The sequence below is a fragment of the Flagellimonas ulvae genome (assembly GCF_049333175.1).
Lineage (GTDB): Bacteria > Bacteroidota > Bacteroidia > Flavobacteriales > Flavobacteriaceae > Flagellimonas.
Genome location: NZ_CP186325.1, coordinates 2,391,476 through 2,404,629 on the forward strand (window position 1 = coordinate 2,391,476; position 13,154 = coordinate 2,404,629).

The window sequence follows — 13,154 nt, forward strand, 5'->3', positions numbered from 1 at the left end:
AAATAGTTTTTTGAACTAAAAAATAAGAGGTTATTTCAACTGAAATTCGGTAGAGGCCAAAAGTCTTTCGTCCTCAAATACATTAAGGGTATAAATTCCTTCAGCAAGGGATTCTGAAGGCACGGTGATGGCATCACAAATACTGATTTCTTTTCCGGTATATACAATTTCTACCTTTTTGCTATAGGTATTCCCGCCAACAGAAATGGTGTTTGCATTGTCCTCGATTACCTTCATTTCGGGTGACAAAAATTGGAGATAAAGCACACGTACTTTTCCACGCTCGGAGGGGTCGCTAAGGATAGTGACACACCCTCTCAACTTCTCAATGGTAGAAGCCTTATTGGTTTTTATGGGTCTACCTGCCCTAAGTCTAAATCCACTACCTTCAGCATTCTGCAATTTTAGATAGCTTTTGATTTTCAATTCCCGACTCAACTCCTTGTTGGTCTCGCGCAATAGAGATTCGCGTTTTTCTATATTACTGGCTCTTCCCCTAGCATCCCGAAGTTGTTTTTGGGTTTCTTCGTATCGGTCGGCCAGAAGACGATTGTTGTACCGTAGAAAATTATTTTTCAGTTTTAAGCTATCAAAACTCACCTCCAACATACGAAGCGAGCTTCGTGTTTCCTTAAGCTTGGTCAAACTAAAATTAAGCCTACCCACAGAATCCAACAATTGCTCTACCCGAAAACGGGAGGTCTGCAACTCAATTTCATTTACTTCGTTCAACCCGGATAAACGGTCAACTTCCGCTTTCATCAAAGTCAAATCCTTAACTAAAAGCGATTTTTCCTGCTCTAAAAAAACCATTTGATTCTTGGACTGGGCATAGCTGTAGTAAAAAGCAATGAGAATACCCACAATTACCGCTACAAGTGCAGCAAAGATTATCTTGTAATTGAAATTGTTATCTTGGGCGTCCATGGGGTTCTAGAGCTACTCTAAACAGTATAAGATTTGATGTCCAAAAGGTTGGCTAAGATAATAAACGATATTAACAACATCCTATTGCCAAGAGTGTGTTTTGGATGTAATGCCCAATTATCCAGAGGAGAACATGTTTTGTGTACCGTTTGTCGACATGAACTGCCACTCACCGATTATAACTTCACCGAAGAAAATGCAGTTGACCGTATTTTTTATGGACGAACTCCCATAAAAAAGGCTGGTTCTTTACTTTTTTTTACTAAAAATGGGATGGTTAAAAACCTAATGCACTTCTTAAAGTATAAAAAACAAGAAGACATAGGCGGTTTTTTCGGTGATTGGTACGGTTCTTTGTTGAAAGAGGAAAATACCCTAAAAGATGTTGATGCCGTTGTCCCAGTTCCCCTACACCCAAAAAAAGAAAAAAAACGCACCTATAATCAGGTTTCCCTATTTGCTGAACAAATTGCTGAACATCTCCAAGCGGATTTTACACCAGAATTATTGGTAAGAACAGAAAACACCAAGACCCAAACCAAGAAGGACAGACAAATGCGATGGGAAAATATTCAAAGTGCTTTTCAATGTGATGTGTCCAAAAACAAGGAATACAGGCATATTCTTTTGGTTGATGATGTAATAACTACCGGGGCCACGCTAGAGGCGTGTGCCAGAACTCTTACTGAATTACCTAGTGTTGAAATCTCAATAGCTAGCATGGCCGTTGTGGAGTAGGGTTAAAATTTGCCAATGTTCATTTTCAAAAATCAAATTAATCGTTTCTTTGCCCTATAATTTTTTATGGTTCACCTAAAGAAATATCTGAGCTTCTTTTTTATCCTTTGGTTAGGATTGGTACTTTGGCAGTGCGCTAGACGGGGAAATCCCACGGGTGGCCCGGAAGATGTAACTCCTCCCGAATTGATTCGCACCGTGCCGGAAAACTTCTCTACCGAATTCAAATCCAAAACCATTCGGCTGTATTTTGATGAATACATCAAGCTGGAAGATGTTCAGAATCAATTGATTATTTCACCACCATTAAAGAATGCACCAGAGATAAAACCACAAGGTGGTGTGAGTAAATATGTAGAAGTTATTATCAAAGACACTTTAAGTGAAAATACTACCTATACCTTTAATTTTGGTCAGAGTATAGTGGATAACAATGAAGGCAACCCCAACAGTTTTCTTACCTATGTTTTCTCAACGGGCACCTATATTGATTCTTTAACGCTTTCCGGGGCAGTGAAGGATGCTTATGATAGAAAAGCAGAAGAATTTATAAGTGTGATGCTCTATGAACTGGATACGGCTTTTACGGATTCCACCGTATTTAAAAAACCCCCGAATTATATCTCAAACACTTTGGACAGTCTTCCCATTTTTGAACTTAAAAATCTTAAGGCTGGAAAGTATAAACTTATTGCCTTAAAGGATATAAACAAAAACAATCTTTTTGATCAGCGTCAGGATAAAATTGGATTTATAGAAGACACCATCACAGTGCCTTCAGACTCCATTTACCTATTAAACCTCTTTAAGGAAATTCCGGATTACACCCCTTCTGTTCCCAGTTATGTGGCCAAAAACCGAATTATATTTGGTTATCAAGGGGTACAAGAAGAAATAAGCATAGAAAGCCTTACGGATTTGCCAGATTCTGTACGCACTACCATTTTAAAGGAAAGAGAAACCGACACCCTTAATTATTGGTTGACCCCAACGGATTTGGATTCTATTATTTTTATGGTTAGCAACAAGGTATTGGACCAAAAGGACACCTTTACCGTGAAAACCCGAAAACTCGGATTGGATTCATTAAAACTGACCAATAGCACGAGTAGTAAATTAGGGTTTGAAGAGATTTTTAGCCTCTTGGCCAATACGCCAATTAGAGCAGTAGACACCAGTAATATTGAGGCTTTCTTGAATGATTCCTTGCCCTACAATTACAGTTACGCCCTGGATTCCATAAAAAATCAAATCAATTTTGAGTTCGAAAAAGAGGCAAACCAGTCATACACCTTTAACCTTTACCCCGGTGCAGTCACAGACTTCTTTGGAATAGAAAATGATTCATTGTCCTTCAAGTTTTCTACCGGCAGCTATGCAGATTATGGAAACCTGAGAGTAAACATTTCCGGCACGGTAAAATACCCAATGATTGTGCAGCTGACTGACGAGCAAGGTGAAACACAAAGGGAAACCATTTCTGAAGTTCCCGGCCCCATAGAATTCAATAACCTGGAACCCGCCCGTTACATGATTCGGGTTATTTTTGATGACAACGCCAATGGCATCTGGGACACGGGCAATTATTTGAAAAAGATTCAACCGGAAAAAGTCAGTTATTATCCCGATGTAATTGAAGTAAGGGCCAACTGGGAACTGGAGCAGTCATTTATTATAACAGATTAAAATCATCCCGGTCGTCCAGAAACCGTAATCTATCCCTATTTTCTTGAATATGGTTCTTTTCTAGAGTTGTATATAGTATTTCTTCGGTATCGGAAAAGGCCAGTTGATTTCCCAAAACATCGTAAACCGCAGAATGGCCAACATACTCATGTCCTTTAGCATCCAAGCCGATACGATTGACGCCGATACAATACACCATATTCTCAATAGCTCTGGCTTGAAGTAGTGTATCCCAAGCAGAAATTCGAGGCTTTGGCCAATTGGCCACATAGATTAAGACATCATAATCCTCTGTGTTTCTTGCCCAAACCGGAAAACGAAGATCATAACAAATGAGTGGGCAAAATCGAAACCCTTTAAATTCTACCGCTACCCTAGTCTCACCTGATTCATATTTCTTATGCTCTCCCGCTAATGTAAATGTGTGCCGCTTATTGTAAGTAGCACATTCTCCATCAGGTTTAACAAAATACAAGCGATTATAAAACTTTTCCTCTTCTTGAAATACGATGCTTCCAACAATCGCAATTTGAAGTTCCTTTGCGATTTTCTGCATCCAATTTACTGTTTTTATTCCTTCGGAAGCATCAATTTTTTCAGGGGACATTGTAAATCCAGTCGTGAACATTTCGGGTAAAATGACCAAATCAACATCGGTCTGCACTAAAGCCATTTTTTTTTCAAAAGCCTTTCTATTGGCATTGGGGTCTTCCCAAATTAATGGAGATTGAATTAAAGCAACTTTTAAGGTATCTGCAACTTCCATCAATCAAAATAAACTTCGTTGGTTTTGGACTTGGCCAATTGGAACAACTGCCTTATTTGGAACTCCAAAATACGTTCCTCGGACAGTGGAGGAAGGTTATCAAGCGAAAAAAAATCCGCATCCAACATATCAAATCCCGGTTTGAGGAGTCCCCCGGTCATTTGGCAATAGAAAATAATCTTGTAGATGTAATAGGGTTCTGGGGGATGTGGATGAACCTGTTTGTCATAAACAGCCAAAAGGCGAACCACTTTTGCTTCTATTCCAGTTTCTTCCCAAATCTCTTTTGTAGCAACCTCTGAGGGTGTGCTGCCAATATCTGCCCAACCTCCTGGAATGGTCCATTTGCCATCTATGCTTTCTTTGGCTAATAGCACTTCTTCTTTTTCATTGAACAAAAAGCCACGAACATCCACCTTTGGCGTCGGATACGATTCGGAAGGGACAAAGAAGTCTTTGAGAACTTCCAAAGGCTTTTCAGATACCTGGGCCATCAGCTCCGCACCTATTCCCTTTAATTCTTCATAGCGTTCCCTATCGTAATCCCCCTCAGCATAAAATAAGCCTGTATCGGCTATAGCGTTGATTCTTTTAATAAGGTTCAGTTGATTGGAACTCATATTTTTTTAGGCATGCGCCTCCAAAAGGGCAATTAAGGGTTTAAAATCCTGTGTTTTGGCATGGTCCAAAGCGGTATTTCCACGAGCATCCTTTAAAGAAACATCTGCCTTATTTACCAAAAGTAGTTCAGCAATTGCCAAATGGTTAAAGGTCACCGCATAAATTAGGCAAGTGGCTCCCATTACATTGGTTACATTCACATCGGCGCCCGAATCTATCAATAGCTGAGCAATTTCCAAATATCCCTTAAAGCATACTCCCATTAAGGCTGTATTTCCCGAGCCATCCTTTTCATCAATTTCTGCGCCATGTGATAAAAGAGTTTCAGCAACTTCCTTTTGTTTATAGTATGTGGCCAAAATTAAAGGTGTTGACCCGCGTCCATCCCTTACATTGATCAATGCAGGCTGATTTTGCAACATTTCGACAATTGTGGCCACATTGCCATTTCGAATTTCATTGAAGAGTTTTTCCGAATTTTCCATTTGTACTGAAAGATAAAAAAACTGCCATAACCTTCTCGGAAATATGGCAGTTAAGTTTAATTCAAACTTCCTTTTTCTTTTATTTATATTTCTTAATAAGTACCAAATTCAACCGAAAACCGTGGTACTTTGCATAAGTATTTCAAATCTAAGCACTTAAAAATAGTAAGAAAGCAATTGAAAGCGCGCCGAAATCCATACGCAATTGCTATAAAAAAATAAGCTTTGTCTATCTCCATTTTTCATTGCCATAGCACAAAAACCCTTTAATATGGCAGATTCGCCCCGCTTGGGTCACAAAGACTAAAGTATCTTTGAAATGGTGACACTTTACAATAACAGACATCAGAATACAATCTCTTAATTCCTAATCCAATGAAAAAAATTATTTTACCCATTTTGGTCTTTACTTTGTTCAGCTTTAATAAGGATACCTCCAAACTGACCGAGACCGAACGTACCATGGTGATAGAGCTCTTGGAAAAAACCCGTGACCATATGAAAAGCGTGATAAGTGGCCTATCCAATGAGCAGTTGAACTTTAAAGCAGAGGCTAGTTCTTGGTCCATTGCGGAGTGTGTGGAACATTTGGCCATTTCGGAGAATGCTTTTGGTGGGCTCATTCAAAAGACCGTTGCCTCAGGGCCAAATCCTGCTATGAGGGATTCCGTAAAACTGAAAGATAAGCAACTTATGGGAATTATTACCGACCGAAGTAATCGTGTAAAAACCTCCGAAGCTTTTGAGCCCAGTGGAAAATTCGGTTCGTTTGAAGAGACCGTGAAGGCCTTTATGGACAAAAGACAGGAGCATATTGAATATGTAAATACCACAAATGATGATTTAAGAAACCATTTCAATAGTGATTTGCCCTTTGGCACAGTAGATGGGCTTCAAGTCATCATATTTGCAGCAGGCCATACAGAGCGCCATGTATTGCAGATGGAAGAGGTTATGAAACACAACCTGTTTCCCAAAGGGAAATAAAAGACGTTAACAATTATTGGCAAACCCTTTCCAACATGGAAGGGGTTTATTTTTTACTTTCGTTCCAAAGCATAAAACATTTGTGATGAGAACCTTTAAAGTTTTAACCTTAGCATTGCTTGTTTCCATGTTTTCCATTGGGATAAATGCCCAATCGAAAAAGGACCGGAAAATTATAAACGATGCCAAAAAAGCCAAAAAGACCTTATTGAAAGCCGATTCAGGCCTACAGCGTTTTTTTGACAATTCCGCGGGCTATGTACTGTTCCCAAATGTGGGCAAAGGAGGTTTTATTATTGGAGGTGCTTCCGGTAACGGAGTGGTATATGAGGATGGAGAAATGGTTGGTATGGCCAGTCTTAAAAAACTGAATGTGGGCTTACAAGCGGGTGGGCAAGCCATAATTGAGGTTATCTTTTTTGAAACCTCTGTGGATTTGGACCGTTTTAAGGAAGGAAAGTTCCAATTTGCGGCCGAAGCCTCTGCCGTAGCATTAAAAAGCGGAATTGCCGCCAATGCCAAATATAAAGATGGAGTAGCCGTATTTGCCCTGCCCAAAGCAGGTCTTATGGCCGATGCTTCGGTTGGAGGACAAAAGTTTGGATTTAAGCCCTTCTAAAAAGGCTAGAACCTTCGAAATTGACTTTCAATTTACTACCATAGATTCTTAAGTGAATCCTTTACCTTGTTAAACAAGGCATCCATATCAATATCCAAAAATTCCATCTCCAATATTTGATTGTAAACTTCTGCTTTTAACCCCATTCTTCTGGCGTTTATCAATCGTGCGTTTGTATTTTTCCAGTTAGATGAAGATTTAATGGAAGAATCTGTAATTAAATTGTAATCTTTTCTTATACCTTTATTGTCACAATGTTTCCCGATAACCTTTTTCATATGCTTGGCATAACCCGACCCAGCAAAGAAAAGAGCCGCCCAGACTCGTTTTGACTCTTTTGATAAAGACTCAAAATCATCTATTTCTTCTTTCAACCTTTTATTGCTGAAAGCAACCATGGAAAATCCTGAAAAAAGAAAATCTTTCACCTTTATCCTAGCAGGTCGCTGTACGGTCTTGCCATTTCTGAATTCTGCGGCATCCACCTTTTCCCATGTAATATTGGCTTTTTTGAAGCTGTTTGTGTGAAATCTTTTTTGACCGCCACTTAGCATAAAATCAAAACCAGCAATTCCATCCTTATGCACATCGGCACCAGAAGTCACATACTTTTTATCAAGCTGGTTCTTTTTAATGCATTTATAATATCGATAGTTCAAGGGCCCGGTTTCCCTTGAAAAAATGGCCATTACCAACCCAATATCACGAGCATTGCTATATGTTAGAATTTCCGTTTTAAACAGTGCTTTTCTAGTGTAGTCCCAATTTTTTTGAAATTCTGGAGCATTAAAAAAATTGGATTTTTTTAGGGCGGTGCTCGCATTCAATACTTGGTTTTTCAAATCTTTTTTGGTCAGACCATACGATAGATAAAAATTCTGAATTATCCGATTGATTTCATTCTCTGTCATAATATGTTTTTACGTGGTATTTAAATCGGGTTTGGGTACAAAGTCATTGTTTTTTGAGGTGATTATAAATAAAGTGAAAGTTTGAGCCATAGACCTTGGTCATTTGATGAATAGGTGTTTTGGATTAACAAATAGGGTAGTTTCCGTTAGTTCCGCACTTTAGGTGTAAAATCCTCTGGTGCATTTTGAGGCTGTTGAATGGTTCCCGCTTCTCCCGTATCGTTAAAAATGGTCCATTCGGAAAATGTGTAGGCTGAATTTCCCTGAACCACTTCTAAGTTTCTAAAAGCACGTCCATCCTCAAATTCATGGTTTGTGCCTGAACCATCTTCTCCTATTATTCCAAAAACGTCTATCACTGCTTCAAAGGAATCCACCAGCTCCAAGTTATCATCCCCATTGGAATCCGCAGGGCTGTTTGTGGACACTCCTATATCTGGAGGGAAGCCGTAGACCAATTCAAATTCGGACGGATTGGGTGATATGACCAAAGTACTCTCTCCGTCAATTATAACCCCAGACAAATCAATGGTTGAACTCACCTCTGTATTATCATTGGTATAGCGTCTCAAGCTCCAAAGATTTAAGTCCAGTGGTTCTGTACTTGAATTATAAAGCTCGACAAATCTTGCTCCTGAATTATTATCAGGGTCTGCTAGCTCTGAGATAAAAATTTGATTGGATGTGAATTCCGTTATAATTTCTGGGCATCTTTCGCTTGAAAACTGAATATCCTCTAAACTTCGTATTACAATTTGTAAATCGTTGCCCTCGTTTAATAGGACACCAGTAATGCTCCCATTTTCTTGAGGCAAACTTTCGGCTTGAAAATCTGCAAATCCACTGTTGCGTAATAATACCTGCAACTCATCACAGTTTTGTAATGTCCGCAGGGTTTCTTCGCGTGGTTCTGCATAGGTGTTTCCCAATTCTTCATCAACCACTTCAATATTGTTAAGTTGGATAAGAACTCCCTCCGGAATCTGGGAAAGCTCCTGAATAGTGGTCAAAACAGGTTGCAAACTTTCTGTATCACATACTTCAAAAACATGCTCTGGTATTTTCAGTGTGGGCAACCTTCCCACAGACACATTGCCAAAGGCAGTAAAAGTTCCTCCCAGTCTTAGTAAGTCGTTGCTTTTTCCCAAATAAAGCCCCTTCAGGTGGATTCGAACTTTACTTCCAACATCATAGAACAAATAGGATTCCCTGAGATCAATTTCCAATTGAAGTCCTTGAGAAGGATTTGTTGGGTGGTCTTGAATATGCAATACGTTAAAAAAATTACCTGCCACATCGGAGGAAATCACATACCCTTCAATATATAAATCTTCCTGTATTTGAATTACCTCATCTTGATATATTTGTTCCAACTCGGCAAAGGAGATGACATCATCAATATTATCAATACAGTCTGAAGCAGGTCCATCAAAATTTGTATTAACACAGGAAAGGCTCAAAAACAAAACACTAAACAGTGTATTTCTAACTAGTAGTTTGAACTTCATTTTTTAAAAGTTTACAGCTAAATTCAAAAAATACGTTCTTCCGAAACCGTACCAGTATTTTGGGCCAAATGAAGGTGAACCACTAAGGGTATCCTGTCTTAACTGTCCATAATTTCCATTTCGACTTTGTTCATATCCTCCGGTTCTAAAAACCGTATCAAAAAGATTGTTTACACTGGCAAATACACTTATATATTTTCCTTTATGTAACCATGATTTACCTCCAACTAAGTTTAATAGGTACACATCTTCCAATTTTTCCTGTCGTAACAATTGGGCTACGTTTGCTTCCGTAGCTTCTGGAAATGGATTTCCTGTTTCAGGGTCTAGGATAAAACTTGCTGTTCGGGTAATGGAAGAAATGTTTATGTAGTTGTTACCCAAATGGTTTGTTGTCGCTCCCAACCACCAATATTTTGGGTCCCTGTATTCAACTCCCAACGAAAGAGCTGTTTGAGGTCCTTGCGCAACCCTAAGATTTTTAATGTTGGAAATCCCTAAGTCTATATTTCCTCCAGGATCAATAAGGTCTTCTTCGGCGCCAGCAGTATCAAAATTAATTTGCACAAAAGGGTCGCTGGCAAAGCGATAATCACCCAGATTACCTACTAAAGACAATTTCACCGCCGTGGATACCTCATATTCAAGTCCTAGCTCAATACCTTTATGAAGCCTGTCCAACCCAGTAATTACTTCTTGAACAAAATCAGATCCAAATCCTGAATCCACAAAAAAGAAATTAACGTCTGTGGTATTCATGAACCGGGTATAAAATGCAGTGAGTCTAAGGCTCAAATCTGACAACCTTCCAAAATAGTTTACCTCTAGAGTGGCGAGGTCCTCAGCACTCGCGTTGGGTACTATGTCATTCTTCTCCCTAGGATTAATAAATAGATTTTGTAAAACAGGTGGCCTTTGTATTAAACCTCCATTGATGGTAATCCAGTGTCTTCCTGATATAAAATAAGTTGCTCCACCCTTTAAGGACGTAGTGCTGAACAAAACTTCAGGACTTTCGCCCAAAGAGCTTTCTGAAAATCGTTCATTCTGAAACAACCCCACCCTTCCGAATTTGGAGGTTTTGTATGAAGCCGACAGAAAACCAGTAGCTTTTTTAGTTGTGAGGCTAAGCTGTGCAAATGCCCCCATTTCAGAAGTTTTAGTTTCATAGTTATAATTAAACCTATCTCCTTCAACTTTATCCTGATTACCAAGCACATCATTAAGTGTATTAGAAAATGTATCAATATCCTCGTGAAACTGTGCTCCTAGTAAATCTTCTATCCTTGCAAAGTTTTGGTTTTGGCTTGTTTTGAAATGTCCCCCAGTACTCAATGCAATCAAATCACTGATTTCATAGTTGAAAGAACCCGCAGCACTTATTGAGCTTTCTTCAATCACATCATCATATAAGACGTAGGCCGCTTTACCTTCATTGGTTTCATTCGTATTTGCTTGATACAAACCATCCCAATTCATTTGGGGGTTTCCAAGAAAACCTTCTCGAGCCAAATCGGCATTCATAAAATCCGCTCCAAGTGGCCCATTTAAATAATAACTGGGCAAATACCTATAATATGTGGGGTCCGGGTTAGTAGCGTTATAAAAACCAAGCCTGCTGCGGGCATTGGTCCCGAATTGATAAACTACTCCAAAATTAGTTTTCGTTTTTTGAGTATTCCATTGATAGTTAAAAAGAACTATCGGCTCAAAGATGTTGGATTGTCTTGAATTTCTTATCTCCCCATTTTGATTGCCCCAATAGGGATTGTATGTGTTTCCCATCAGATTGAATACCTCTTCGGTAACGGCAGAGGAACGCCCTCTTCTATTTTTGGCCAAGATGGTAGCCAATGTAACTGAGTTATTCTCATTCAAATGATACTCTACGGCACCGAAAAAAGAATATGCATCATACAAGGTGCCTTGCACATAACCTTCTTGAGACCATCTTCTCGAACCAGATAGAGAGTAGGCCAATCCATTTTTTTGCAGACCGGAATTATAGGTGGCCATTATTCTTCCCCGATACGTTCTGTTCGTCAGCGAGGAAGATATGCGGATACCTTCCCTTAATTCAGAAGGTTTCAGGTTGATGTTTGTATTCCCTAGGATTCCTCCAAAAGTGTTGGCATTTAATGTAAGTCCGTTAGTAAACTCTTGATTTCTGGTCACATCATTTAATCCGCCCCAGTTGTTCCATTGTGGTCTTCCATTATCTGGTTTGTTCATTGGAACTCCATTCAACATCAATACTCCGTTTCTTGAGTCATATCCTCTTACTCTAAAGAATACTTGGCCAAAGTCAAAAGCTGCTCTTCTAAGAAAAACATCTTTTGTAGATTGAAGCAAACCCGATGAAACCGAGAAAACCTCTTCGGAAGTTAGTTCTCCATCAGTGAGTGAAATTAGATTGTCCTCCTTATCCGAGGTTATATCGTATTCTAAATAAATGTCACCTAGGTTTACATCACCTTCAATTGTTATTGGGATTCGTTTACTGTAGTATCCCAGAGCAGTAATTGCAAGAATATGTTCTCCTTGAACACTGGTGGATAGTTCAAATATCCCTTGTTGATTTGAAAATGTTGTTTTGGATGAGCCTTCCAATAAAACGGCCCCTTCAGAAATTGGGTTTAAAGTACGTTCATGAACAATTCTACCCGAAATTATGACATTCTGCTGCCCGAAGTTTTTCGCGTTAAAACAGAATACCATGAGAAATAAAGCAAGTCTCATAGCTAAAAATGTAGGTTAATTTGATAAAAGCTGAGGTTGCTGTCTTTCTTATGAGTAGGAAAAATAAACATTTTTGTTTATTTGCAAAATCCCAAGTCTAAAATTATGTTTCTTAGAAATCTATTTTTCCTACTTATCCCTGTTTTCGTTTTCTGCCAACAAACCACACAATACAAGATAAAATGTGTTGCTTTTTATAATGTTGAAAACCTATTTGACATTGAGAATGACACCTTAATTTTTGATGATGAACGTACACCAAATGGAAGCTACAAATGGAATAAGATCAGATACAATAGAAAAATAGAGCATATATCCAGAGTGCTTTCTGAAATTGGAAAGGAAAAAACCGATTCTGCTCCTGATATTATTGGACTATGTGAAGTTGAGAATAGGGACGTTCTCATTGATCTTATAGAACATCCCAATTTATTGGCACAAGACTATGGTATTATTCATTTTCCTTCTCCGGACGAGCGTGGAATTGATGTTGCCCTACTTTACAAAAAACGCTCTTTTACTCCCACCTCATTTGTTAGTCATCGCCTAATTTTATTGGACGAATTTGATGAGCGTAACTATACACGTGATCAGTTGGTGGTAAGTGGTATTTTAGATGATGAATCCGTTTATTTTTTGGTCAACCATTGGCCATCAAGAAGAGGAGGTGAACAAAAAAGCAGGCCCAATCGACTTAGAGCTGCGCAATTAAACAAGAGAATCATAGATTCCATTCAAAACTTGGATGCTAATGCCAAAATCATCAGCATGGGAGATTTTAACGACGACCCCAAAAACGATAGCTTCAAAAAAGTACTAAAAACCAAAGGCAGTCTAAATGCCTTAGATAGTATGAACCTGTTCAACCCTATGGAGAAATTGTATAAAAAAGGAATTGGGTCTTTAGCGTATCGTGACAAATGGAATCTTTTTGATCAATTCTTTGTCAGTTCAAATCTAACCCGAAAACGCAAGGGTTATTTTTTGTGGCATGCTGCAATCTATGCTCCAGATTATCTGCGCAGATCGAATGGAAAATATTCAGGTTATCCATTTAGAACATATGCTGGAACCACATATCAGGGTGGATATAGCGATCACTTTCCTGTGTATCTTCTATTGCTAAAAGAATATAAAAACTAACCGTTTACAGGCAACCTAAGTGAT

The 13,154-nt window shown here is 38.8% G+C and carries 12 protein-coding genes; 5 read left to right on the forward strand and 7 right to left on the reverse strand.

All coding sequences use genetic code 11. The features are described 5' to 3' along the window. Nucleotides 1-30 precede the first annotated feature (30 nt). On the reverse strand, nucleotides 31-927 hold the full coding sequence (locus tag ACOKFD_RS10985; RefSeq protein WP_298996614.1) for a hypothetical protein: 897 nt from the start codon (nucleotides 925-927) through the stop codon (nucleotides 31-33). A 36-nt stretch (nucleotides 928-963) separates the two neighbouring features. On the opposite strand from ACOKFD_RS10985, the gene ACOKFD_RS10990 reads away from it, so the two are divergent. Together ACOKFD_RS10990 and ACOKFD_RS10995 are read left to right on the forward strand one after the other, a co-directional pair. Continuing rightward, nucleotides 964-1,665 carry a ComF family protein gene (locus ACOKFD_RS10990; RefSeq protein ID WP_422857973.1) on the forward strand — a complete coding sequence of 234 codons (702 nt, stop codon included), beginning with the start codon at nucleotides 964-966 and terminating at the stop codon, nucleotides 1,663-1,665. 66 nt (nucleotides 1,666-1,731) lie between these two features. Then, nucleotides 1,732-3,351 carry an Ig-like domain-containing protein gene (locus ACOKFD_RS10995; protein ID WP_298996610.1) on the forward strand — a complete coding sequence of 540 codons (1,620 nt, stop codon included), beginning with the start codon at nucleotides 1,732-1,734 and terminating at the stop codon, nucleotides 3,349-3,351. On the opposite strand, the gene ACOKFD_RS11000 is transcribed toward ACOKFD_RS10995, so the two are convergent. Genes ACOKFD_RS11000 through ACOKFD_RS11010 form a run of 3 tightly spaced genes read right to left on the reverse strand, consistent with a single transcriptional unit; the run spans nucleotide 3,338 to nucleotide 5,223 of the window. Then, a complete protein-coding gene (locus ACOKFD_RS11000; protein WP_422857974.1) occupies nucleotides 3,338-4,117 on the reverse strand; it encodes an amidohydrolase in 780 nt (259 codons plus the stop codon). The two genes, ACOKFD_RS10995 and ACOKFD_RS11000, sit on opposite strands and share 14 nt — an antisense overlap. Then, nucleotides 4,117-4,737 carry an NUDIX hydrolase gene (locus ACOKFD_RS11005; RefSeq protein WP_422857975.1) on the reverse strand — a complete coding sequence of 207 codons (621 nt, stop codon included), beginning with the start codon at nucleotides 4,735-4,737 and terminating at the stop codon, nucleotides 4,117-4,119. The genes ACOKFD_RS11000 and ACOKFD_RS11005 overlap by 1 nt, the downstream gene beginning before the upstream one ends. A gap of 6 nt (nucleotides 4,738-4,743) precedes the next feature. Beyond that, on the reverse strand, nucleotides 4,744-5,223 hold the full coding sequence (locus tag ACOKFD_RS11010; protein WP_422857976.1) for an ankyrin repeat domain-containing protein: 480 nt from the start codon (nucleotides 5,221-5,223) through the stop codon (nucleotides 4,744-4,746). A 375-nt stretch (nucleotides 5,224-5,598) separates the two neighbouring features. On the opposite strand from ACOKFD_RS11010, the gene ACOKFD_RS11015 reads away from it, so the two are divergent. Both ACOKFD_RS11015 and ACOKFD_RS11020 read left to right on the forward strand, forming a co-directional pair. Continuing rightward, nucleotides 5,599-6,210: a DinB family protein gene (locus tag ACOKFD_RS11015; RefSeq protein WP_422857977.1), complete on the forward strand. Its 612-nt coding sequence runs from the start codon at nucleotides 5,599-5,601 to the stop codon at nucleotides 6,208-6,210. An 85-nt stretch (nucleotides 6,211-6,295) separates the two neighbouring features. Beyond that, entirely contained in the window at nucleotides 6,296-6,829 is a 534-nt protein-coding gene (locus ACOKFD_RS11020) for a hypothetical protein (RefSeq protein ID WP_422857978.1), read from the forward strand. Nucleotides 6,830-6,864: 35 nt separating this feature from the next. On the opposite strand, the gene ACOKFD_RS11025 is transcribed toward ACOKFD_RS11020, so the two are convergent. The 3 genes from ACOKFD_RS11025 to ACOKFD_RS11035 all read right to left on the reverse strand — a co-directional run bounded on the left by ACOKFD_RS11025 (nucleotide 6,865) and on the right by ACOKFD_RS11035 (nucleotide 11,987). After that, nucleotides 6,865-7,740 (reverse strand): hypothetical protein, encoded by an 876-nt coding sequence (locus ACOKFD_RS11025; RefSeq protein WP_422857979.1) that lies wholly within the window; start codon nucleotides 7,738-7,740, stop codon nucleotides 6,865-6,867. Between the two features lie 146 nt (nucleotides 7,741-7,886). After that, nucleotides 7,887-9,248 carry a DUF5689 domain-containing protein gene (locus ACOKFD_RS11030; RefSeq protein WP_422857980.1) on the reverse strand — a complete coding sequence of 454 codons (1,362 nt, stop codon included), beginning with the start codon at nucleotides 9,246-9,248 and terminating at the stop codon, nucleotides 7,887-7,889. 3 nt (nucleotides 9,249-9,251) lie between these two features. Next, nucleotides 9,252-11,987, reverse strand: a complete 2,736-nt coding sequence (locus tag ACOKFD_RS11035; protein WP_422857981.1) for a carboxypeptidase-like regulatory domain-containing protein — start codon at nucleotides 11,985-11,987, stop codon at nucleotides 9,252-9,254. Nucleotides 11,988-12,092: 105 nt separating this feature from the next. Between ACOKFD_RS11035 and ACOKFD_RS11040 the strand changes: the two genes are divergently transcribed. Next, the gene (locus tag ACOKFD_RS11040; RefSeq protein WP_422857982.1) at nucleotides 12,093-13,130 is read left to right on the forward strand and encodes an endonuclease/exonuclease/phosphatase family protein; all 1,038 of its coding nucleotides are present in this window, start codon (nucleotides 12,093-12,095) and stop codon (nucleotides 13,128-13,130) included. Nucleotides 13,131-13,154 lie beyond the last annotated feature (24 nt).

What these genes read in the sequence shown, in the direction of transcription:
- ACOKFD_RS10985 (WP_298996614.1), bottom strand. Translation starts at nt 927, where the DNA reads ATGGACGCCCAAGATAACAATTTCAATTACAAGATAATCTTTGCTGCA.
- ACOKFD_RS10990 (WP_422857973.1), top strand. Translation starts at nt 964, where the DNA reads ATGTCCAAAAGGTTGGCTAAGATAATAAACGATATTAACAACATCCTA.
- ACOKFD_RS10995 (WP_298996610.1), top strand. Translation starts at nt 1,732, where the DNA reads ATGGTTCACCTAAAGAAATATCTGAGCTTCTTTTTTATCCTTTGGTTA.
- ACOKFD_RS11000 (WP_422857974.1), bottom strand. Translation starts at nt 4,117, where the DNA reads ATGGAAGTTGCAGATACCTTAAAAGTTGCTTTAATTCAATCTCCATTA.
- ACOKFD_RS11005 (WP_422857975.1), bottom strand. Translation starts at nt 4,737, where the DNA reads ATGAGTTCCAATCAACTGAACCTTATTAAAAGAATCAACGCTATAGCC.
- ACOKFD_RS11010 (WP_422857976.1), bottom strand. Translation starts at nt 5,223, where the DNA reads ATGGAAAATTCGGAAAAACTCTTCAATGAAATTCGAAATGGCAATGTG.
- ACOKFD_RS11015 (WP_422857977.1), top strand. Translation starts at nt 5,599, where the DNA reads ATGAAAAAAATTATTTTACCCATTTTGGTCTTTACTTTGTTCAGCTTT.
- ACOKFD_RS11020 (WP_422857978.1), top strand. Translation starts at nt 6,296, where the DNA reads ATGAGAACCTTTAAAGTTTTAACCTTAGCATTGCTTGTTTCCATGTTT.
- ACOKFD_RS11025 (WP_422857979.1), bottom strand. Translation starts at nt 7,740, where the DNA reads ATGACAGAGAATGAAATCAATCGGATAATTCAGAATTTTTATCTATCG.
- ACOKFD_RS11030 (WP_422857980.1), bottom strand. Translation starts at nt 9,248, where the DNA reads ATGAAGTTCAAACTACTAGTTAGAAATACACTGTTTAGTGTTTTGTTT.
- ACOKFD_RS11035 (WP_422857981.1), bottom strand. Translation starts at nt 11,987, where the DNA reads ATGAGACTTGCTTTATTTCTCATGGTATTCTGTTTTAACGCGAAAAAC.
- ACOKFD_RS11040 (WP_422857982.1), top strand. Translation starts at nt 12,093, where the DNA reads ATGTTTCTTAGAAATCTATTTTTCCTACTTATCCCTGTTTTCGTTTTC.